Raw genomic sequence first — 20,271 nt, forward strand, 5'->3', positions numbered from 1 at the left:
AAACAAGGCTTTGATTTTGGTTAAATTTAATGTTTTAAATAGCTCAAGACTAGACGTTGCAGTAGCGCAGGAGCTTCAAATTTCACGCAATCAAGCTTTAAATTTGATAAAAGACTCCCTTGTAAGAGTAAATTTAAAACCAGTCTCAAAACCAAGCTTTTTACTGAGCGAAAACGATGAAATTTGCGTAAATTTTGCCCCAAAAAAAGAGGTGCAAAACGAGTATGAAGTAAATTTTGACATCCCGATCATTTATGAAGACGACGATCTCATAGTGCTAAACAAGCCCCCGCAAATCGTCGTTCACCAAGCTCCAAGTGTCAAAGAGGCGACACTTGTCGAGTGGCTAAACAAAAAGGGCTTTATGCTCTCAAATTTAAACGGCGACGTAAGAGCTGGCATCGTCCACCGCCTAGACAAAGGCACAAGTGGTGCTATTGTTGTTGCTAAAAACAACTTCGCCCACGCAAAACTAAGCGAGCAGCTAAGTGATAAGAGCATGGGGCGAATCTATCTAGCACTCACCGACCTACCGCTAAAAGAGGATGTCATCATCGACAAGCCAATCGGCAGAAATCCAAACAACCGCCTAAAAAAAGCGATTGTCGCAGATGCTAAATTTGCAAAAAGTGCCTTTGTAAATTTGCTAAGCGAAGGCGGAGTAAATTTGATAGCAGCAAAACTTTTTACGGGTAGGACTCATCAGATAAGAGTGCACCTATCTAGCATAAATCGCCACATTTTAGGCGATGATTTATACGGATTTAAGAGCCAAGGCGATAAAATAAGCAGGGTTATGCTTCACGCTTATATGCTCTATTTTATCCATCCACGAACTGGCAAAAGGGTAGAATTTACCGCAAAAACGTATGATGATTTTAACCAAATAATTTATAAAAAAATTCCCAAGGAGATTTTTGATGAAAAAATTTGCCCTACGCATATTGACACCATTTTTAGCAGCTTTCTTGGCGGGATGCGGCTCTAGCGTACCGACTCAACAAAGCATGTCGCTACCAACTATCACAAGCTTAAAAACCATTTCAGACATGACAGAAGTTGGTTTTGAATGGAATCCAGTAACCGATGAAAGCGTTGTTGGATACTATCTCTACCGCTCAAATCCAAATGATGCCAACTCAAAAATGCAGCTAGTTGCAGACATCAAAGACCGCTTTGCAACGCACTATGTAGACCGCAACTTAGCACCGGAGACCACATACTCATACCAGATGAGGACCTACTCAAGCAACGCCATCTCTCAACCGGGCACGATCGCAACAGCAACTACAAAGCCATTGCTTGACTCAGTACCATTTTCGCAAGCTATTACAGGGCTTCCAGGACGTGTGAAAGTGATCTGGAGACCGCATCCTGATAGCACCGTGGCAAGCTATATCATTCAAAGAAGTGATGCCGGAGTTAATAAATTTAGCCAAATCGCAGAGGTAAATGGCAGACTAAATGCCGAATATATCGATACTGAGGTAAAACCTGGTAAGTCTTATGAGTATAGAATTTTAGTTAAAACTTCTTCAGGCGTTGTTTCAAAACCAAGCCAAAACATAAGTGCAACGACAAAGGAGTTACCCTAAATCGGTAACAAACCTTCAGGCAACAAAAAATGCACCAAAAAAGATAATTTTAACTTGGGATTATGCGCCAGCTGAGGATTTTGCTTATTTTAAGGTTTATAGGACAGTGAGTAAAATTTTGCCTTACACATATCTGGCAAAAACGACTAGCAACACCTATGAAGATCTCATAAATACAAATGCAGCGACGAGGTATTACAGAGTCACAGCTGTTGATAAAGACGGCCTTGAGAGCTTAAAACAAGAAGAGCCAATCGTGGGGATAACACTTGGCGCACCAAAGACTCCAAATATTAGCGCTAGCTACGATGGTATCGGCGTAAATGTAAACTGGAGTGTAGTTGATAGAGCTAGTTCGTACACTGTTTATAGAAGTGGTGCAAGTGAGAAAATTTTTAGCGGCATAGATGGTACTGGACTTAGAGATGATAGCGTGCAAAAAGGAGCTAGCTATTCTTACAGCGTCGTAGCTATCGATGAGTATGGCATCGCCTCTGATAAGTCATCAAAAGCAGAAGTTAGCATAAAATAATGCCAAATTTCATCGCTTCGTCTTTAAAAGAGCTCTCGTTTCCATTTGGTAATGACAAAGTCAAATTTCTTTGGCAGGCAAATGGGCGAAACGAGAGGCTCATCTACACAAAAAATGAAGAAGAGAGTTTTTTTCTAGTTGTAAAACCCGGTAAAAGCGGCATCGTCGTAAAAGGTGAAAAGCTTACAAAGCCAGCTAAAGTTGGTCTTTTGCAAGAGGCACTGGAGCTTTTTAAAGAGCAAAATTGCAATGATGTAATTAGTCAAGCATTTGCTGTAAAAAAGACAAATTTGACTAAAAAAGTGAGTGAAATTTTAAGCCTTGAAGAATTTGTGCCAGCATTTTGCGAGCTAAAAGATAAATTTAAAGAGATTTTTATCGAGATCGGCTTTGGTTCTGGCAGACACTTGCTTTATCAAGCTAAAAACAATCCAAATGCCCTAGTTATCGGAATAGAAGTCTATAAACCAAGCATTGAGCAAGTAGCAAAGCTAGCTAGGGCAAATGGCCTAGAAAACGTACGTCTAATCAATACTGACGCCAGACTTTTACTCTCACTTATTGGCTCAAATTTAGTTGATAGAGTCTTTTTACACTTTCCAGTGCCGTGGGATAAAGCAGAGCATAGACGTGTGGTCTCATCGGTATTTGCGCTTGAGTGCGAGAGGATACTAAAAGTAGACGGTAAATTTGAGCTAAGGACTGATAGCAAGGAGTATTGCGACTTTAGTTTAAGTAAATTTTTAGAGCCTACAAACTCAAAAATAGAAGCTTTCAAAAATAGAAATTTAGAGGTAACTAGTAAGTACGAAGACCGCTGGAGACGCCAAGATAAGGATATTTATGATGTCATTTATACTTGCGAGGTTGAAAGTAGCGAGAGTGTTTTAGCTGGAGATTTTAGCTTTAAAGAAAAGACAAGCGTAAAAAATATCATTAAAAATTTCAAAAATTTCATCATCAAAAAAGAGGATTATTTTTTACATTTTGAAGAAATTTACACCATAAACGAGGGTGAAATTTTGCTAAAAGTTGCTTTTGGAGCATTTAATAAACCTGAGCAATGTTTTATCAAAATAAGCGATGAGAAAAGCGAATATTTTATAAAAAAACCGATCTTAATTCGTGAGAATTTAGCTGCACACGAGCTTTTGAAGGAGTATTTGGCTGATGCAAGAGATAATTAGTGCAAGGAATTTGAGCCTAGCTTATGAACGCGATGAAATCGTAATTAATAGCGTCAATTTAGATATTTATGCAAATGATTTTGTCTTTATCACAGGCAAGAGCGGAAGTGGAAAAAGCACGCTTTTAAAATCATTTTATGGAGAAATTTCACCTCTTGCTGGAGAGCTAAATGTCTGCATGACACAAATGGATGACATCGACGATAAAAGGCTTTGTGAACTTAGACAGCGAGTTGGCATTATATTTCAAAATTATCGTTTGATAAATGAATGGAATGTGGAAAGAAACGTTATGTTGCCCCTCATCATCAAAGGCATCAATCAAAATGTGAGTAAAAAGCAAGTAGCAAAGCTTTTAAAGCATGTAAATATGCTTCATAAAGCTGACAAATATCCAATGGAGCTAAGCGGTGGTGAGCAGCAAAGAGTAGCGATGGCAAGAGCTCTAGCACACAATCCAAATTTGCTCTTATGCGACGAGCCAACTGGAAATTTAGACGAATACTCAAGCGATGTCATCTGGTCACTTTTAAAATCAGCTAGGGAATTTTTAGGCACGAGCGTGGTAGTTGTAACGCACCATATCCCATCTACACTTCGCATCCCATACCGTCACTTCGTCATAGAAAATGGAGGCGTGCATGAGATCGCTTAAAAACCATCTTGGATTCATCTTGCCGCTGATCGCACTTTTGTTTTCCGTTCAGTTTAGCCTAACTGCTGATAAGGTTGTAAGGGATTATGAAAGACTCATGGGAAATGACTACAATATCGTCATAGTTTCAAACAAAGAGCTAAGCGAGCCTGTGCTAAAGCCGATTGTGAGTAATCTAGCTAGCCTCGAGCCACTAAGTCCACAAAAGATCATCGATCGCCTCTCAAATGACATCTCTGCTAAAAATTTATCCATACTGCAAAATGCGCTACCTAAATTTTACTCACTAAAACTTAGCGAATTTCCGACACCGCAGTACATGGATGAGCTAAAGCAAAAGCTTTTAAAATTTGATGGGATTACAAAGGTTGAGACATTTTCAAAGACTCATGATAAGGTCTTTAAAATACTAAATTTAGCCAAAAGTATATCGTATGCTTTTATGGCGATACTTTGTGTAATAGGGCTTATGCTTATGCTAAAGCAGGCTAAAATTTGGCTATTTGAGCATAGAGAGCGCATAGAGATTATGACGCTTTTTGGAGCACCATTTTGGCTAAAATCAGCCATGCTTTACAAATCAGCTATGGTTGATAGCCTAGTTGCTACCGTTGCAGTTGGTGCATTTTTCTTTTTCTTACCTGGTATTGAAATTTTTAGAGAAAATGCCGCAAGTATTGATGTGGTATTGCCTAGTCTTGATCCTTCAAGGGATATTTTTATTTTATTTGGCGTGGCTATGTTTTTAAGTATTTTTGCTGTTAGTTTGGTGATGAGTAAAGCTAGAAAAAGCACGATATGAGAAAAGGAATTTTTATATTTTTGCTAGCTTTTAGTCTAGCTTTTGCGTCAAATACCAAAGAGAAGATCAAGGACTCCAAAAACTCGCTAAGATCGAGTCAAGCGATGAGCGAGCAGCTTAGTAAAAAGCTAGACGATTTGGCTGGCGATATCGTAAATGGCGAGAAAAAACTTCGCGGTATAAGTGGCGATATCACAAATTTAAAGGGTCAAATTTCAGTCCTTGAGACAAATGCTTCCAAGGCGCTTATTGAACTTGATGATCTAACGAAACAAAACAAAGAGCTAGAACGCACACAAAAAGAGCTAGAGCAAAATATGATAAGGATCATCGCAGAAGATTTGTCGTTTGATCTTTTGATGTCTGCAACTGAGGGCAAGCAAAGCGAGGAGAGCATCATCTCGTCTCAAATTTTAACCAAGCTAAATGCCATCACAAAAGAGGATTTTAAAAGACTTAGCCAAAACTATGAAGATACGATCGAGAAGATAAAAAATAAATCAAACAAAATAAGCGAGATAAACTCAAGCATCAAAAACTATAGACGCAAGCAAAGTGACTTGCAAAATTTAGAGAGTACGCAGAAAAATACTATAAACGGACTAAAACGTGATAAGGAAATTTACAGCAAAAAGCTAGCCAAACTTCAAGCCCAACAAGATGAGCTAAGAAAGACGCTAGAGCAGCTTGCTATCATGCAAAAACAAGAGGATGAAGCCGCACGTGCTGCTAGAGAAAAACAAGAAAAAGCAGCCACAAGCAAAGGTGGTAAAAAAGGCGAAAAAAGCCAGCCAATGGGTGGAGGCTATCAAACAAGCTCAGTTAAAAAATATTCAGGTGCAAAGACAATCGCTCCTCTTGATAGCTACACTGTAAAGCAAAAATTTGGAAATTACGTAGATCCGATATATAACATCAAAATTTTTAATGAGTCAGTCACGCTTCGCTCAACCACGTCAGATGCCAAGGTCAAAAGCGTGCTAAATGGTAAAGTGGTCTTTGCAAAAGCAACTCCGATTCTTGAAAATGTAGTCATCATTGAAAACGAAAATGGCATCCACACGATCTATGCTCACCTAAGTCAGATCGCACCGACGGTTAAGGTAGGCTCAGTTGTGCAAAAAGGCTACGTTATAGGTCGAGTTAGAAACGATCTAACCTTTGAAGTGACGCAAAGAAACTACCACATCGATCCACTTGAGATGATCTCAAAATAGCCGCTTTGCAAGTACTATTAACTAAATTTAAAGCCTTTTTGGCTAGAATGCGTGAATTTTAAGGAGCAAGACAATGAGTAAAAGAAAACGCGTATTAGTTAAATTTTCAGGCGAAGCTTTAGCGGGAGAGAATGGTTTTGGCATAGATACGGCGGTGCTTAAATTTATAGCAAATGAGATAAAAGAGCTTGTCGAAAATGGTATCGAGGTTGGCATCGTTATCGGTGGTGGCAACATTATACGCGGTGTGAGTGCCGCAAAAGATGGTATCATTAAACGAACGAGTGGCGATCACATGGGCATGCTCGCAACTGTAATAAACTCAATCGCGATGCGTGAAGCTTTAGAGCGAAGCGGGCTAGAGGTAAGAGTGCAAAGCGCGATCAAGATGGAGGCGATCTGTGAGACTTTCATCGTTGGACGTGCGCAGCGCCATTTGGAAAAAGGCAGAGTTGTCATCTTTGCTGCAGGTACCGGCAATCCTTTCTTTACAACTGATACGGCAGCTACTTTAAGAGCTATTGAAATTGGCTCAGATATGATCATAAAAGCAACAAAGGTTGATGGCGTTTATGATAAAGACCCTAAAAAATTCAAAGATGCAAAACTATTAAAATCACTAAACTATGAAAAGGCAATGAGCGATGATATCAAGGTTATGGACGATACTGCTATAGCTTTAGCAAAAGATAACTCACTGCCTATTTTGGTTTGTAATATGTTTAAGGCTGGAAATTTATTAAAAATAATAAATGAAGAAGAAGCAGCCCTATATTCAGTAGTAAAATAAATTTTAAAAAGGATAAATATGAGAACAGAACAAATAACAGCAAGAGCATTAAAACAAGTTGGTGATGATAGATATAAACTTTCACTTATCGTAGCAAAGCGTGCAGAAGCACTAGCAAATGGAGCAGTAGTGCTTGTAGAAGCCGATACTTCAAAGATGAAATTTGCTGACATTGCACTACTTGAAGTAGCTGAGGGCAAAATAGGCTTAGAGGCAATAGTTGAAGGAAAATAGTCTTTTTTTAGAGCAGCTAATAGAACAAATTTTACCTTGTAAAAATGTTTCAGAAGCTATAACGCTGCTCTTTTCCCTTTGCGAACGAAGCGAGAAATTAGACAAAGCTATAGATAGCTGCGTCACATCTCATGCTGGTCAATACCGCAAAAGTGGCGAGCCATACGCAATCCATCCTATCTTGGTAGCATCAATAGTAGCAAATATGGGTGGAGATGAGAATATGGTCATAGCTGCACTACTTCACGATGTAGTTGAAGATACTGAAGTTACACTTAGCGAAGTCCAGGCTGAATTTGGCGATGAAGTGGCAAAGCTGGTTGAAGGACTTACAAAGATAGTTGCTATAAGAGAAAACAAGCTTGCAAGCTCAAGTAGTAACGAAAAACTAGCAAGCTCGGCACTAACCTTTAGAAAAATGCTTTTAATCTCCATTGAGGATGTTAGAGTTCTTGTGGTTAAGCTTTGTGATAGACTTCATAATATGCTAACCCTTGATGCATTAAAAGTAGAAAAACAAAAACGAATTGCTGAAGAGACGCTTATGGTCTATGCTCCGATCGCTCATAGGCTTGGAATTTCATCGATTAAAAATATACTTGAAGATCTAAGTTTTAAATATGCTATGCCAGAAGAATACGCCAAGATTGATAGTTTTTTAAATAAAAATAAGCAGCAGCTTAGCCTTAAGCTAAATGCTTTTTACGAGAAAGTAAATCAAATTTTGCTTGAAAATGGCTTTATTGAGGGCACTTTTGAGATACAAAAACGTATAAAGCATTACTATTCGATTTATTTAAAAATGCAAAGAAAAGGGATTTCGATTGAAGAGGTGCTTGATTTGCTTGCTATTAGAATTCTTGTGCAAAAGCCGCTTGATTGCTACCTTGCGCTTGGGAATTTGCATATAAATTTTAATCCTCTTATTTCAAGATTTAAGGATTATATTGCACTTCCAAAGCAAAATGGTTATCAAACGATACATACAACTATTTTTGATAATAAGAGTATTTTTGAGGCACAAGTTCGTACTTACGATATGCACAAAACAGCTGAATACGGTGTCGCAGCTCACTGGAAATATAAAAACGGCGAGGGTAGTTTACTAAATCCAAAACTTGACTGGCTAAACGACATTGGTATGCAAAATAATGAAGCTGAAAGTAACGTCGAAGAGCTTTATGAATATGCAAAAGATAGTCTTTATATAGAAGATATTGCGGTCTATTCGCCAAAAGGCGAGGTTTTTACGCTTCCGCGCGGGGCCACTGCACTTGATTATGCTTATGAGATTCACACAGAGATCGGACTTTACGCAAAAGAAGCTTATATAAATCGCGTCAGAATGCCACTTTTAACAGAGCTAAAAAACGGCGATATTGTAAGGATTGTAACTGGCGAAGAGGCAAAATTTCGCTGTTCGTGGATAAATAGTGTTCGAACTGGTAAAGCAAGGGCTACGATAAGAACATACTGCAAGCAAAAGATAAAAGATATAAATTATAAAATCGCAGTCGACATTTTAAAGTCGGTTTTTGGCGTTTCTAAAGATAGAATTTTAGACTGGATAGAGCATGAAAATTTAGGCAAAAAAGTTTTTCGTGCTGCAACTGAAAGCGATTTTTTGCAAGAGGTCGTAAATATGCTTAAAAAGTATATAAAAAAAGAGCGTCCTTTTATGATCTCTTTGGGTGATAAATATCAGGTTAAAAAACAAAAATTTGAAAATATCGTAATCTACTCAAATCACAAAATTTCAAATGTTGAGTTTGACTATTGTTGTAACCCAAAAAGAGGCGATAGCATAGTTGGCTTTAAAAATGGGCACAATGTGACAGTGCATCACAAGCTTTGTGAGCGTGCTGGAAAGCTTATGGATAAGGGCAATGAAATCATCTTTGTCAAATGGACTAGAAATGCCCCACATAGATATAAAATTTTATTAAATCTTGAGAACCGAAAAGGCGCATTGGCTGAATTTTTAACATATCTTGCTAGACTAGATGTAAATTTGGCTACAATCTCGCTAAACGAAGCAAATGACCTTAGCGGTGATACATTTGAGATAAGTGTTGAGATAGCTGAAAACATCGATGCAAACGAGCTAAGAGAGAAGATTAAAGATAGATATAAGATTATAGATTTCGTTTCGCAAAGCGATCCATACCATAACTAGGAGAAAGATAATGCAAGATATAGCTGAAATTTTACAAGAGATAAAGCGCGGTGTTGCCGAAATTATTGACTTTGAAAGAGTTGAGAATTTAATAAAAAACTATTATGAAAAAGGTGAAAATTTCTATGTAAAGGCTGGCTTTGATCCAACTGCTCCAGACCTTCACTTGGGACACACAGTTGTTTTAAACAAGATGGCACTTCTTCAAAAACATGGCGCGATCGTGCAGTTTTTAATAGGCGATTTTACCGCTCAAATAGGCGATCCAACCGGCAAATCAGCCACCAGAAAGAAGCTAGATCAAGAGACGGTTTTAAAAAACGCTAAAACCTACGAAGAGCAAGTTTTTAAAATTTTAGACCCAAAAAAGACTGTGATCATGTTTAACTCAAAATGGTCAAATGAGCTTGGAGCTGCTGGAATGATAGAGCTAACTAGTACATTTTCAGTCGCTAGAATGCTAGAGCGCGATGATTTTGAAAAAAGGATAAAAGCTGGTAGCCCAATTTCAATTTGTGAATTTATGTATCCGCTTCTTCAGGGTTATGATAGCGTTGCGATGAAGTGCGATATCGAGATGGGCGGTACGGATCAAAAATTTAACCTTCTAATGGGTAGAACTTTGCAGAGGACTTATAATGTCGGCAAAGAGCAAGCTGTCATCATGATGCCACTTCTTGAGGGGCTTGATGGTGTAAATAAGATGAGCAAAAGTCTTGGAAACTACATCGGCGTAACCGAAAATGCAAATGATATGTTTGCAAAAACACTTAGTATAAGCGATGAGCTAATGTGGCGTTGGTACGAGCTTTTAAGTACAAAAAGCCTTGGCGAGATAGAAAATTTAATGAACGATGTTAAAAACGGTAAGTATCATCCAAAAAAAGCAAAAGAGGACCTTGCTTACGAGATAACAGCAAGGTATCACGGTGAGGAGGCTGCAAAGGCTGCGATGGCTGAGTTTAACAGCGTGCACTCTCAAAATCAGCTCCCAACTGATATAAAAGAATTTAGCCTAAAAGCACCAGCGTGGATAGTGGAAGCTTTATCACAGTGTGAGTTAAGTGAGTCAAATTCTCAAGCAAGGCGTGATATAAAAGCAAATGCGGTTAGCATTAATCAAGAAAAGATTAGTGATGAGCAGTTAAAATTAGAGGCAGGTGAATATATCTTGCAAGTCGGAAAGCGTAAATTTGCAAAAGTAAAGGTTGAATAGATGGAGTTAAAGCCATTAAAAATAGGAAAATATGAGATAAAGTATCCGATATTTCAAGGCGGCATGGGACTTGGTATCAGTTGGGACAAACTAGCTGGCAACGTCAGCCTAGAAGGCGGTCTTGGGATAATCAGCTCAGTTGGCACAGGATATTATGAAAATCGTAAATTTATAAACAAAGAGCTAAATGCAAAGCCTTTTGGAAGTGAAAATTTCTACTCAACAAGAGGTCTTAGAGCAATTATTGAGAATGCACGAAAAATTTGTGGTGACCTGCCGCTTGGCGTAAATATAATGTACGCTGCAAATGACTATGCGAGAGTGGTAAAAGATGCTTGTGAAGCCGGTATAAATATCATCGTATCAGGTGCTGGGCTACCTACGAATTTGCCGGAATTTACACAAAACTTTAAAGAAGTCGCGCTAGTTCCTATTATCTCAAGCGCAAAAGCACTAAAGATCATCTGCAAACGCTGGCTACAAAGATATGACCGCTTACCAGATGCTGTCGTACTTGAGGGGCCACTAAGCGGTGGACACCAGGGCTTTACATACGAGCAGTGTCTTGACCCTGAGTTTTCGCTATTTAATCTAATCCCACAAGTAAAGGCCGAGATAAAAGAGTGGGGCGATTTTCCGCTCATAGCAGCCGGTGGAATTTGGGATAAAAATGACATAGAAAAGGCGATATCGCTAGGTGCAGATGGCGTTCAAATGGGTACACGCTTCATCGGCACTCATGAGTGTGACGCAGATATTGGCTTTAAAGAAGTGATACTAGCAGCCGAGGAAAAAGACATAGAGCTTATAAAAAGTCCAGTTGGCTATCCGGCTCGTGGGATTAGAACAAATTTGATAAATTTGGTAGAAAAAAGGATGGGGCCAAAGATCCAGTGTATAAGCAACTGTGTGAGCCCTTGTCAAAGGGGCAAAGGTGCTAAAGAGGTTGGATATTGCATCGCTGATAGGCTATTTGACTCATTTAGCGGTAAAAAAGAGACCGGGTTATTTTTCACTGGAGCAAACGGATATAAACTAAAAGAGCTAATAAGCGTAAAAGAGTTAATGCACAAGCTGGTACATGGTGAATGAAACGAGCGATAATCCTCTTTTTTATTGTTTGTAATTTTCTTTTTGCTGCGACAAATTCGGAGATATTTGCAAAATTTGATAAAAATTTTGCCAGCTTAAGCAGAAGCGCAAAGATTAAATTTCACAACGATATAAAAGACATCTATGTCGACGCGATCATCAAAAATGACAAAAATATAAAAAAACAAGCACTCACAAGACTCATAACCAGCTCAAAATCGCTTGGTTTTGACTCAAGCGCTTATGTAAAAGATCTAAACACGCTAAACGGCGTAAAAAGTGCCAGTGCCCCAGCTACTGCGGCTCTAACGCTACTAAGTGCGACAAAGGTAAATGAGACTTTGGTGCTTAAGTTTAATACAAAAATCGATACTGCAAAACTAAAAACATCCTTTTTAAAGCAACAAAATACATATAAAAACATTATGGACATTGATGGTAGATTAAATGGCAATCCGCTAACTTATAAAAATTTCATATCTGATTACATTCATATCTCGCAGTATGATAAAAACACTGTTAGAGTTATTTTTTCTGATAAGGTCCAAAAGACTATAAAAGCAAATGCAACAGGCGATCTGCTTGTAATCAGTGCTCAAAATTTTATCTCAAACGAAAATGTAAAAGCACCACTTCATAAAACTAAAAACAAAAATGAAGAAGTGCCACACAAAGAGCCTGAGCCAAATTTAAAGCCGCAGCCTGCACAAAGTGAGCCAGTGGCAGCACCTTTGCCATCAGTTGCGGCTAGTAAATTTTCACGCAACAAAACGATCGTCATCGATCCGGGTCATGGTGGCACTGATCCAGGTGCAGTAAATGGCAAACTTCAAGAAAAAACCGCGGTTCTAGGCGTAGCCAAAAAACTTGGCGACATATTAAAAGCGCGTGGTTACAAGGTCTTTTTTACCAGGTCAACCGATGTCTTTATAAATTTAAGAACAAGAACAAAATTTGCAAATGATAAGATGGCTGATCTTTTTGTTTCCATTCACGCAAATGCCGCTCCAAATGCCACAAAGGCAAAGAGTATGCACGGCATTGAGACATTTTTCTTATCGCCTGCAAGAAGCGAACGTAGCAAAAACGCGGCTGCACTTGAGAACAAATCAGATATCGAAGAGATGAACTACTTTTCGCAGCAGACATTTCTAAATGTGCTAAATCGCGAGAAGATCATCGCCTCAAACAAGCTTGGTATCGATATCCAAAAAGAAATTTTAGCAAGTGCTAGAAAGGTCTATGCTGCAAGTGACGGTAGTGTAAGGGAAGCGCCGTTTTGGGTACTCGTAGGCGCTCTTATGCCAGCAGTTCTTGTTGAGATCGGCTATATCACGCATCCAGTCGAGGGCGAAAAGCTCTTTAATGATGCCTACCAAAACGCTCTTGCAAATGGCATAGCAAATGGCATAGATGGATATTTTGCAAAAAATAGATGAAAAATGCAAATTTAAGCTTTAAAGGGCAAATTCCATTTAACGAGGAGTTTGGCGATATATATTTCAATACAGACAAACCTTGGCTTGAGAGTGAATTTGTCTTTGCAAGTGCACTTGATGAAATTTGGCAGAGTAAAGATAGCTTCGTCATCGCTGAGACAGGATTTGGTGCCGGGCTAAATTTCTTTACACTTTGTAAGAAATTTAAAAACAGCTCTAAAAAACTTCACTTTGTTAGCATCGAAAAAACCCCTATTAAAAAAGAAGATATTTTAAAAATTTATGAAAATTTAGGCATTTTTAAAGCTTATGCCAAAAAGCTGGTCTCGCTTCATCCGCCGCTAATCTCAGGCATACACCGCATAAATTTTACTCCAAATATCACACTTGATCTTTGCTACGGCGAGGCTAAAGAAATTTTACCTGAGCTTGATTTTAGCGCTGACATCTGGTTTCTAGACGGCTTTGCTCCAAGTAAAAATGGCTCAATCTGGAGCGAAGAAATTTTTAGAGAGATTGCAAGACTAAGCAATGTTGGCACGATTGCTAGAACCTACTCTTGTGCAAAAATAGTAAAAGATGGACTAAAGGGCGCTGGCTTTCTACTAAGTCTAAAAGATGGATACGCTAGAAAACGTCAGATGAGTAGTGCCGTGCTAGAGAAAAAAGATGAAAATTTAAAAGATGCTTGGTTTGCAAGATGTGAGCCACTTGCTGAGTCAAAAGGCAAAACAGCACTTATCATAGGAGCTGGCGTGGCCGGACTTGCAACAGCTGGCGAGCTAGCCAAAAATGGCTTTAAGGTTGTGATCGCTGAGGCAAAGAGCGAGGTGGCTACAAATGGCTCAGGCAATCACTGTGGCGCTTTGATGCCTCTAGTTACCAAGCCTGGTGTAAATTTAGGCCGCATGCATTTAAACGCATTTTTGCAAGCAGTGAGATTTTACAAGGCAATTTTGCCAAAAAGCCTTATCAAATTTAATGGCTGCATCGACTACGGATTTGATGATGAGCTCACTAAAAGATATGGCTCGTGGCAGGATCAAGGTGTGGAGGAAATTTTTAAATTTGATGAGAGCCTAAAGCCATATCCTGGGATATTTATAAAAGATGGTGCATACGCTAGACCAAGAGAAATTTGCAAATTTCTATCAAAAAATTTTGAAATTTTATTAAATCACGAGTATGAGAGTAGGGTACACCTGCAAAACGGCAAAATCAGCGTTAAATTTAAAAACGGTAAAAATTTAGAGACTGATATTTTGGTCTTTTGTACTGGCAGTAATAGTAGTGAAATTTTTAAGGGCTACGACATGCAAATAAGCAGTGTCCGAGGCCAAGTCACGCACCTAAAACCAGTGCTAAAAAATGCCATGCCGCTAAGCGCAAAAGGCTACATCTGTCCAACCATAAAAGGTGTGCAAGTTATCGGCGCTACTTATGCCAGAAATGAAATTTGTGATACGCCTAAAGTTGAGGATAATACTAAAAATTTAAGCGATGTAAGCGAGTTTTTTGATACCACAAAAGCCACCATTATCGGTTCACGTGTGGGGTATAGGAGCTATAGCGGAGATAGGTTTCCGATAATTGGCGCCTTACATGACGAAGAATTTTACAAGCAAAACTACAAAGGGCTATTTTGGAGCAAAAATAAAGATAATAATCCAAAAGCAAGATATGAAAAGAATATCTTTGTAAATTTCGCCCACGGCTCACGAGGTCTTGGCACAGCGATACTTGGAGCAAATTTGATAGCTGATCTTGTGCTTGATCGCCCACTTTGCATAGAAAGATCGCTATTTCATGAGCTTCATCCAGCTAGATTTTTGATAAGAAAACTAAAAAAGGGATTAAAACTTTAAGAGGCAATTAGCAGAAATTCCTAGCACAAGATACTAGGAATTTCTTGTAAGTTTAGGCTTAAAGCCTTGTTTTCATCTTTTCAAATTCATCTTTTATGACTTGCTCGTGAGGTTCGCTTGTCATTTTATTTATCGCATCGCCCCAGATACTTACGCTAATGATCGCTATGCAAGACGCTATGATGCCAGGCAAAATTTCATAAACATAAGCGTTTAGCCCTGATGTTATCCAAAATATTACGGTCGCACCTCCAGCTATCATACCAGCTAATGCTCCAAGTGCACTCATGCGCTTCCAGTAGAGGCTAAAAAGTAGCACTGGCCCAAAGCTAGCACCAAATCCAGCCCAAGCGTTGCCAACGACGTTTAGAACATTATCTGTTGAGATAAAAGCAAGTACAGTAGCAACTATGGCTACTACTACGACAGCATAGCGACTGATCGCTGTTTGTGTATTTTGACTAATCTCTTTTTTATAGAATGCAAAGATAAAGTCCTTTGTTACCGAGCTAGATGTAACTAAAAGCTGACTTGAGATAGTACTCATGATCGCTGAAAGCACAGCTGAGATGATAATACCTATAAAAAATGGTGGGAAAAGTAGCTCACCAAGCTTTAGAAACACCGTCTCAGGATCACTAAGCCCGCCTCTTTGACTAAAGTAGACAAAGCCAATAAGTCCGCTCATAATCGCACCAAGCAACCCAATGCTCATCCAGCCAATGCCAATCCTTCTTGCTTTAGCAAGCTCTTTTGAATCGCGTATCGCCATAAATCTAACAATGATGTGTGGCTGACCAAAATAGCCAAATCCCCAAGCCATAAGTCCTAAAATTCCCCAAAAAGTTTGATCTCTAAATGGATTTAGGTGATTTGCATCAAGCTTGCTTATCTCTTTTAGTAAATTTGTATCGCTTGGCAAGTCTAAATTTAGATATGCCACGACTGGGATCGAGACTAGGACACAAAACATCAAAAGCCCCTGAAATGCGTCAGTTATACTAACTGCTTTAAATCCACCAAAAAATGTGTAAAAGACCACAATAACAAGTGTAAAGACCGCTCCGTAGGCAAATTTTAAACCAAAAAAGCTCTCAAATGTCTTTCCGCCAGCGATGATGCCGCTACTTACATAAAGTGTGAAAAAGATTAAAATGATAAGACCAGAGATAATTCTTAAAATTTTAGTCCTATCTTTAAAACGATTTTCTAAAAAGTCTGGTATCGTGATGCTATCACTCGCAACCTCAGTATAAATTCTAAGCCTCTTTGCTAAAAATAAATAGTTGCAGTAAGCTCCAATGATAAGACCGATTATCATCCACACATTTGCTATGCCAGTTGCGTATAATGCTCCGGGCACGCCAAGTAGCATCCAACCACTCATATCAGAAGCACCAGCACTAAGTGCAGTAACTACTGGACCCATTCGACGGTTATCTAGCAGATATTCGTTCATACTTGCATTTTTATCGTAGAAATATCGTCCGATAAAGAGCAAAAAGCCAAAATAGATGGCGATGGCTAAATAAGACCCAAAGCTCATAAATTTCCTTTCAAATTAAGATAAATGGCTTATGTTAATATAAATTTTTTTAAATTACAACATTCAGCGCCGATCCTTAAACGCTTTTAAGCAAAATGATATAAATTTTTTCGTATTATTTAAAGCCATATTTTAAAGAGAAGGACAAAGTTGAAGGCTCAAAATTTAGCTAAATTTCTATTTTTTATAATAATCGTCTCACTTGGAGCATATTTTTTATATCCAAGAGATCTTAGTGAGGCTCAAGAGATCGCTTATATCAAAAGTTATGGAGTGACTTTAGGGCTTACTATAGGCGGTATTGTCATAGGCATAACACTTGGATTTACCTTGGCGTTTATTAAATTTTTAAATATCAAAGTCTTAAATTTTATAATCGATGAATATATCGATATCTTACGTGGAACACCTGTAATACTTCAACTTTTAATATTTTCAGTTGTCATTTTTGCAACATGGAGTGATAATTTTTATGTAGCTCTCATCGCACTTGGGCTAAATAGCTCTGCTTATGTGGCGGAGATCGTGCGAAGTGGCATAAACAGTGTAGATAAAGGACAAATGGAAGCGGCTCGTGCGATGGGCCTAAACTACTATGTTTCGATGCGCGAGATAGTTTTTCCACAAGCTACAAAAAATATCTTACCAGCTCTTGCAAATGAGTTTATCTCACTTTTTAAAGAGACATCAGTCGTGGGTTATATAAGCGTTGTTGATATTACGATGCAAAGCAAGAGCTTGCAAGCGGTCTTTTATAGTCCAGAGCCAGTCATTTTTACAGGCATTGTCTATTATGTGAGTGTTAAATTTTTTACACTTTTGACAAAACTACTTGAGAGGAGATTAAACCGCCATGATTGAGATTAAAAATTTAAATAAAAGTTATGGCGATTTGCGAGTTTTAAATGATATTAGCGTAGATATAAAAAAGGGTGAAGTTATAGCGATAATTGGTCCAAGTGGTGGCGGTAAAAGTACGTTTTTACGTTGTATAAACCGCCTTGAGGAGCCAGATAGCGGGCACATAAAGATAAATGGCGAAGATATTTTAGATAAAAAATCAGATATAAATAAAATTCGCCAAAAAGTGAGCATGGTTTTTCAGCACTTTAATCTTTTTGCAAATAAAAACGTCTTGCAAAATTTAACCCTAGCTCCAATAAAAGCTGGGATTTTGGATAAAGAAAGTGCAGAAAAAAGAGCTGATGAGTTGCTAAAAAGTGTTGGACTAAGCGATAAGAAATTCGCCTATCCACACAAGCTTTCAGGCGGACAGAAACAACGTATTGCGATCGCTAGAAGCCTAGCGATGGAGCCAGAAGTGATACTTTTTGACGAGCCGACAAGTGCGCTTGATCCTGAGATGATCGGAGAGGTACTTGATATTATGAAAGATGTTGCTGCAAGGGGCATAACGATGCTTGTTGTGACCCATGAGATGGGCTTTGCGAGAAATGTGGCAAATAGAATTTTCTTTATGGATAAAGGCAAAATCGCAGTTGATGACACACCAAAAAATGTCTTTACAAATCCACAACATGAGCGTTTAAAAGAGTTTTTAGGTAAAATTTTAAATCATTAAAGGAGTAGAAAATGAGTAAAATTTTAAAATTTTTGATGGCAAGCTTGGTTTTATTTTTACTAGGTTGTGGCGATGATGCTAATAAAAAAAATGCAGTAAATAATGCCGAAGAAGCTAGTAAAAATGTAGTTTATAAAGTTGGCTCGAGTGCTGATTATCCACCTTTTGAATATCTTGATGAAAACAATAAAATTGTTGGCTTTGAGATAGATTTATTAAATGAGATCACCAAAAAAACTGGAATAAAATTTGATGTTGCAAATATGAGCTTTGATGGGCTGATATCAGCATTAAAAACTGGTAAAATCGATATTGCTATAAGCGGAATGAGCGCAACTGATGAGAGAAGAAAATCGGTTGATTTCACTAAGCCATATTATTTTTCAGAGAATTTATTTATCCGCAAAAAAGGCTCAGATGTAAATAAAGACAACCTTAAGGATAAGAAAATTTCAGCTCAAGTTGGCACACTTCAAGAAGAAGCAGCCAAAAGCATAACCACTAAGTCGATACCTGCTGAAAATGTAGCAGCTGCCATCATGTCACTAAACGCTGGTAAAATCGACGTTGTACTAACTGATAGTCCGATAGGGGTTGAATATTTAAAACAAAATCCAGATTTAGAAGAATTTTTAAGACTTCCTGATGGCACGGAAGGATTTGCAATGGCGTTTGATAAAGGCAAACACGCTGAGCTTATCAAGAAGATAGACGCAGCGATCGATGAGCTACAAAAATCTGGCGAATTTGACAAAATGCTAGATAAATATGGATTAAAGAAATAAATTTAAATACAAAATTTGCAGAGAAGCAGGAATTCTCTGCAAAAACTCACTTTTTTCTAATTTTTAAAATTTAACATCTTTTAAAAGTAAAATTAATAAAATGACTTAATTATTTTCAAGGAGAAAAAATGAAGCTTCTCAGGATGAGAACGGCATTTATTTTAAATGTGCTATTTTCTATTTGTATGTATCACAATTTTGTTAAAAAATTCCTACTATTTAATAAAGCTAAATATAAATTAAAATTTTACATAAATAGGCTAATCAATATTTTTTATAAAAATAACCAAAAGCATTTTTTGGTTGATAAATTTTAAGTATTAAAGTCGTATGACTTTATTTTTCGAAGCAGATATTTAAGAAAAACTAAAAGGAGAGAAAATGAATAATCTAGGTATTAAATCCAAGATTATGGCGATAGTTATCGTCAGTCTTATTGGCCTTGGTATCATGAGTGCATACATGCTAAATGGTATCTTAAAAACTCGTTCAAAAGCAGAGTTTAGCGAGAAAATCGTGGATACAATAATCAATCAAAATAATTTTATCCATGAGATGCAAAAAGAACGCGGATTTAGCTCAGGCGTGTTAGCAGGAGGGGATAATAAAAATTTATTAGAGCAGCGTAAAAAAGTAGATGCTGCGCTTGATAAGCTTGAAGAGAAAAATGAAATAGCTCCAGAGATAAATAGTATCCGCTCAAATGTAGATCAAAAAAGTGGCAATGATCTAATTAGCCGTATAACAAAAATTTTAAGAAAAGAGGTCATTGCTATAAATGGATATAGTGATAAGCTTGAGCCTAGCTTGGTAGATGATCTAAAGCGTATCATTATTGTTGGTGAGATAAAAGAGTCTTTTGGTATTTTGCGTGCTACTTTAAATGGAATTTTTACTAAAAAGAGCATAAGTAAAGATGACTATAACAAAGTAGTTGCACTAAATAGCGTCATAAATAAATTTATGCAGGATTTTGACGATTACAATCCAAAAGAATTTAGCGATGAATTTGATGCCATCGCTAGAAAAAAGGCTGATTTTATAGATGCGATGAATATTATTAAAAATGTAGTTACTACAGAAGATGCATCCTATGACGCACCGAGTTGGTTTTCAAAGATAAGTATTTCAATAGATGCGATGAGGGAGCTTGAGCTAAAATTATTAGATAGTATGCAAAAGGATGCACAACACATAAAAAGTGAAGCAAATACCCAACTTATTTTTAGCTCAATAGTGATTGCGATTTGTATTTTGCTTATGTTGCTAGTATCTACATTGATAGGTAAAAATTTGATCTCTGGCATAGATCAGACTAAAAATGGCTTAGTTAAGTTTTTTGACTTTTTAAATAACAAAACTAATAAAGCTGAATTTTTAGATCGTAGTGGTAGCGACGAGATCGGACAGATGAGTGCACTGATAAATGAGAATATCAAACAAATCGAGGCAAATTTATCTGAGCAAAATAATTTCATTAAAGAAGCAAATACTTTTGTAAATCAAATTGGCAAAGGTAACTACGTAGCTCAGCTTAATGCAGATACTTCAAATCCTG

Annotated in this window: 18 protein-coding genes and 1 pseudogene; 18 read left to right on the top strand and 1 reads right to left on the bottom strand. The window is 37.7% G+C overall.

Going from position 1 to position 20,271, the window contains the following annotated elements; genetic code table 11:
* The first annotated feature begins 16 nt into the window (after nucleotides 1-16).
* The 14 genes from CVS84_RS05235 to mnmC all read left to right on the top strand — a co-directional run bounded on the left by CVS84_RS05235 (nucleotide 17) and on the right by mnmC (nucleotide 14,800).
* Nucleotides 17-988 carry an RluA family pseudouridine synthase gene (locus CVS84_RS05235; RefSeq protein WP_107691450.1) on the top strand — a complete coding sequence of 324 codons (972 nt, stop codon included), beginning with the start codon at nucleotides 17-19 and terminating at the stop codon, nucleotides 986-988.
* The gene (locus tag CVS84_RS05240; RefSeq protein ID WP_199906113.1) at nucleotides 921-1,595 is read left to right on the top strand and encodes a fibronectin type III domain-containing protein; all 675 of its coding nucleotides are present in this window, start codon (nucleotides 921-923) and stop codon (nucleotides 1,593-1,595) included. Before CVS84_RS05235 ends, CVS84_RS05240 begins: the two co-directional genes overlap by 68 nt.
* Nucleotides 1,596-1,701: 106 nt before the next feature.
* Nucleotides 1,702-2,127 carry a hypothetical protein gene (locus CVS84_RS05245; RefSeq protein WP_234411904.1) on the top strand — a complete coding sequence of 142 codons (426 nt, stop codon included), beginning with the start codon at nucleotides 1,702-1,704 and terminating at the stop codon, nucleotides 2,125-2,127.
* Nucleotides 2,127-3,314, top strand: a complete 1,188-nt coding sequence (trmB, locus tag CVS84_RS05250) for a tRNA (guanosine(46)-N7)-methyltransferase TrmB (protein WP_107691451.1) — start codon at nucleotides 2,127-2,129, stop codon at nucleotides 3,312-3,314. The genes CVS84_RS05245 and trmB overlap by 1 nt, the downstream gene beginning before the upstream one ends.
* Nucleotides 3,298-3,969 carry a cell division ATP-binding protein FtsE gene (locus CVS84_RS05255; RefSeq protein ID WP_084109431.1) on the top strand — a complete coding sequence of 224 codons (672 nt, stop codon included), beginning with the start codon at nucleotides 3,298-3,300 and terminating at the stop codon, nucleotides 3,967-3,969. Before trmB ends, CVS84_RS05255 begins: the two co-directional genes overlap by 17 nt.
* The gene (locus CVS84_RS05260; RefSeq protein WP_107691452.1) at nucleotides 3,956-4,771 is read left to right on the top strand and encodes an FtsX-like permease family protein; all 816 of its coding nucleotides are present in this window, start codon (nucleotides 3,956-3,958) and stop codon (nucleotides 4,769-4,771) included. The genes CVS84_RS05255 and CVS84_RS05260 overlap by 14 nt, the downstream gene beginning before the upstream one ends.
* Nucleotides 4,768-5,988 carry a murein hydrolase activator EnvC family protein gene (locus tag CVS84_RS05265; RefSeq protein WP_107691453.1) on the top strand — a complete coding sequence of 407 codons (1,221 nt, stop codon included), beginning with the start codon at nucleotides 4,768-4,770 and terminating at the stop codon, nucleotides 5,986-5,988. Before CVS84_RS05260 ends, CVS84_RS05265 begins: the two co-directional genes overlap by 4 nt.
* 73 nt (nucleotides 5,989-6,061) lie before the next feature.
* Complete coding sequence (pyrH, locus tag CVS84_RS05270) at nucleotides 6,062-6,778, top strand: UMP kinase (RefSeq protein ID WP_054196984.1); 717 nt, start codon at nucleotides 6,062-6,064, stop codon at nucleotides 6,776-6,778.
* 18 nt (nucleotides 6,779-6,796) lie between these two features.
* Entirely contained in the window at nucleotides 6,797-7,012 is a 216-nt protein-coding gene (locus tag CVS84_RS05275) for a DNA-directed RNA polymerase subunit omega (RefSeq protein ID WP_021091717.1), read from the top strand.
* A complete protein-coding gene (locus CVS84_RS05280) occupies nucleotides 6,999-9,188 on the top strand; it encodes a RelA/SpoT family protein (RefSeq protein ID WP_107691454.1) in 2,190 nt (729 codons plus the stop codon). The genes CVS84_RS05275 and CVS84_RS05280 overlap by 14 nt, the downstream gene beginning before the upstream one ends.
* Before the next feature lie 10 nt (nucleotides 9,189-9,198).
* Complete coding sequence (gene tyrS, locus CVS84_RS05285) at nucleotides 9,199-10,404, top strand: tyrosine--tRNA ligase (protein WP_107691455.1); 1,206 nt, start codon at nucleotides 9,199-9,201, stop codon at nucleotides 10,402-10,404.
* Nucleotides 10,405-11,496, top strand: coding sequence for a nitronate monooxygenase (locus tag CVS84_RS05290; protein ID WP_021091713.1), 1,092 nt, complete (start codon nucleotides 10,405-10,407; stop codon nucleotides 11,494-11,496). It begins immediately after the preceding gene.
* Nucleotides 11,493-12,935, top strand: coding sequence for an N-acetylmuramoyl-L-alanine amidase family protein (locus CVS84_RS05295; protein ID WP_107691456.1), 1,443 nt, complete (start codon nucleotides 11,493-11,495; stop codon nucleotides 12,933-12,935). The genes CVS84_RS05290 and CVS84_RS05295 overlap by 4 nt, the downstream gene beginning before the upstream one ends.
* The gene (mnmC, locus tag CVS84_RS05300; RefSeq protein WP_107691457.1) at nucleotides 12,932-14,800 is read left to right on the top strand and encodes a bifunctional tRNA (5-methylaminomethyl-2-thiouridine)(34)-methyltransferase MnmD/FAD-dependent 5-carboxymethylaminomethyl-2-thiouridine(34) oxidoreductase MnmC; all 1,869 of its coding nucleotides are present in this window, start codon (nucleotides 12,932-12,934) and stop codon (nucleotides 14,798-14,800) included. The genes CVS84_RS05295 and mnmC overlap by 4 nt, the downstream gene beginning before the upstream one ends.
* A gap of 58 nt (nucleotides 14,801-14,858) precedes the next feature.
* On the opposite strand, the gene putP is transcribed toward mnmC, so the two are convergent.
* On the bottom strand, nucleotides 14,859-16,346 hold the full coding sequence (gene putP, locus CVS84_RS05305; RefSeq protein WP_107691458.1) for a sodium/proline symporter PutP: 1,488 nt from the start codon (nucleotides 16,344-16,346) through the stop codon (nucleotides 14,859-14,861).
* Nucleotides 16,347-16,496: 150 nt separating this feature from the next.
* Here putP and CVS84_RS05310 point away from each other — a divergent pair, with 150 nt between their 5' ends.
* The 4 genes and pseudogenes from CVS84_RS05310 to CVS84_RS09815 all read left to right on the top strand — a co-directional run.
* On the top strand, nucleotides 16,497-17,207 hold the full coding sequence (locus CVS84_RS05310; RefSeq protein ID WP_107691459.1) for an amino acid ABC transporter permease: 711 nt from the start codon (nucleotides 16,497-16,499) through the stop codon (nucleotides 17,205-17,207).
* Entirely contained in the window at nucleotides 17,200-17,928 is a 729-nt protein-coding gene (locus tag CVS84_RS05315; protein ID WP_085658196.1) for an amino acid ABC transporter ATP-binding protein, read from the top strand. Before CVS84_RS05310 ends, CVS84_RS05315 begins: the two co-directional genes overlap by 8 nt.
* Nucleotides 17,929-17,939: 11 nt before the next feature.
* A complete protein-coding gene (locus CVS84_RS05320) occupies nucleotides 17,940-18,713 on the top strand; it encodes a basic amino acid ABC transporter substrate-binding protein (protein WP_107691460.1) in 774 nt (257 codons plus the stop codon).
* Between the two features lie 555 nt (nucleotides 18,714-19,268).
* A pseudogene (locus tag CVS84_RS09815) lies at nucleotides 19,269-19,880 on the top strand (nitrate- and nitrite sensing domain-containing protein); the annotation flags it as partial.
* Nucleotides 19,881-20,271: the final 391 nt, after the last annotated feature.

The organism is Campylobacter concisus (genome assembly GCF_003048575.1).
In the GTDB taxonomy this organism is placed as follows: Bacteria; Campylobacterota; Campylobacteria; order Campylobacterales; family Campylobacteraceae; genus Campylobacter_A; species Campylobacter_A concisus_U.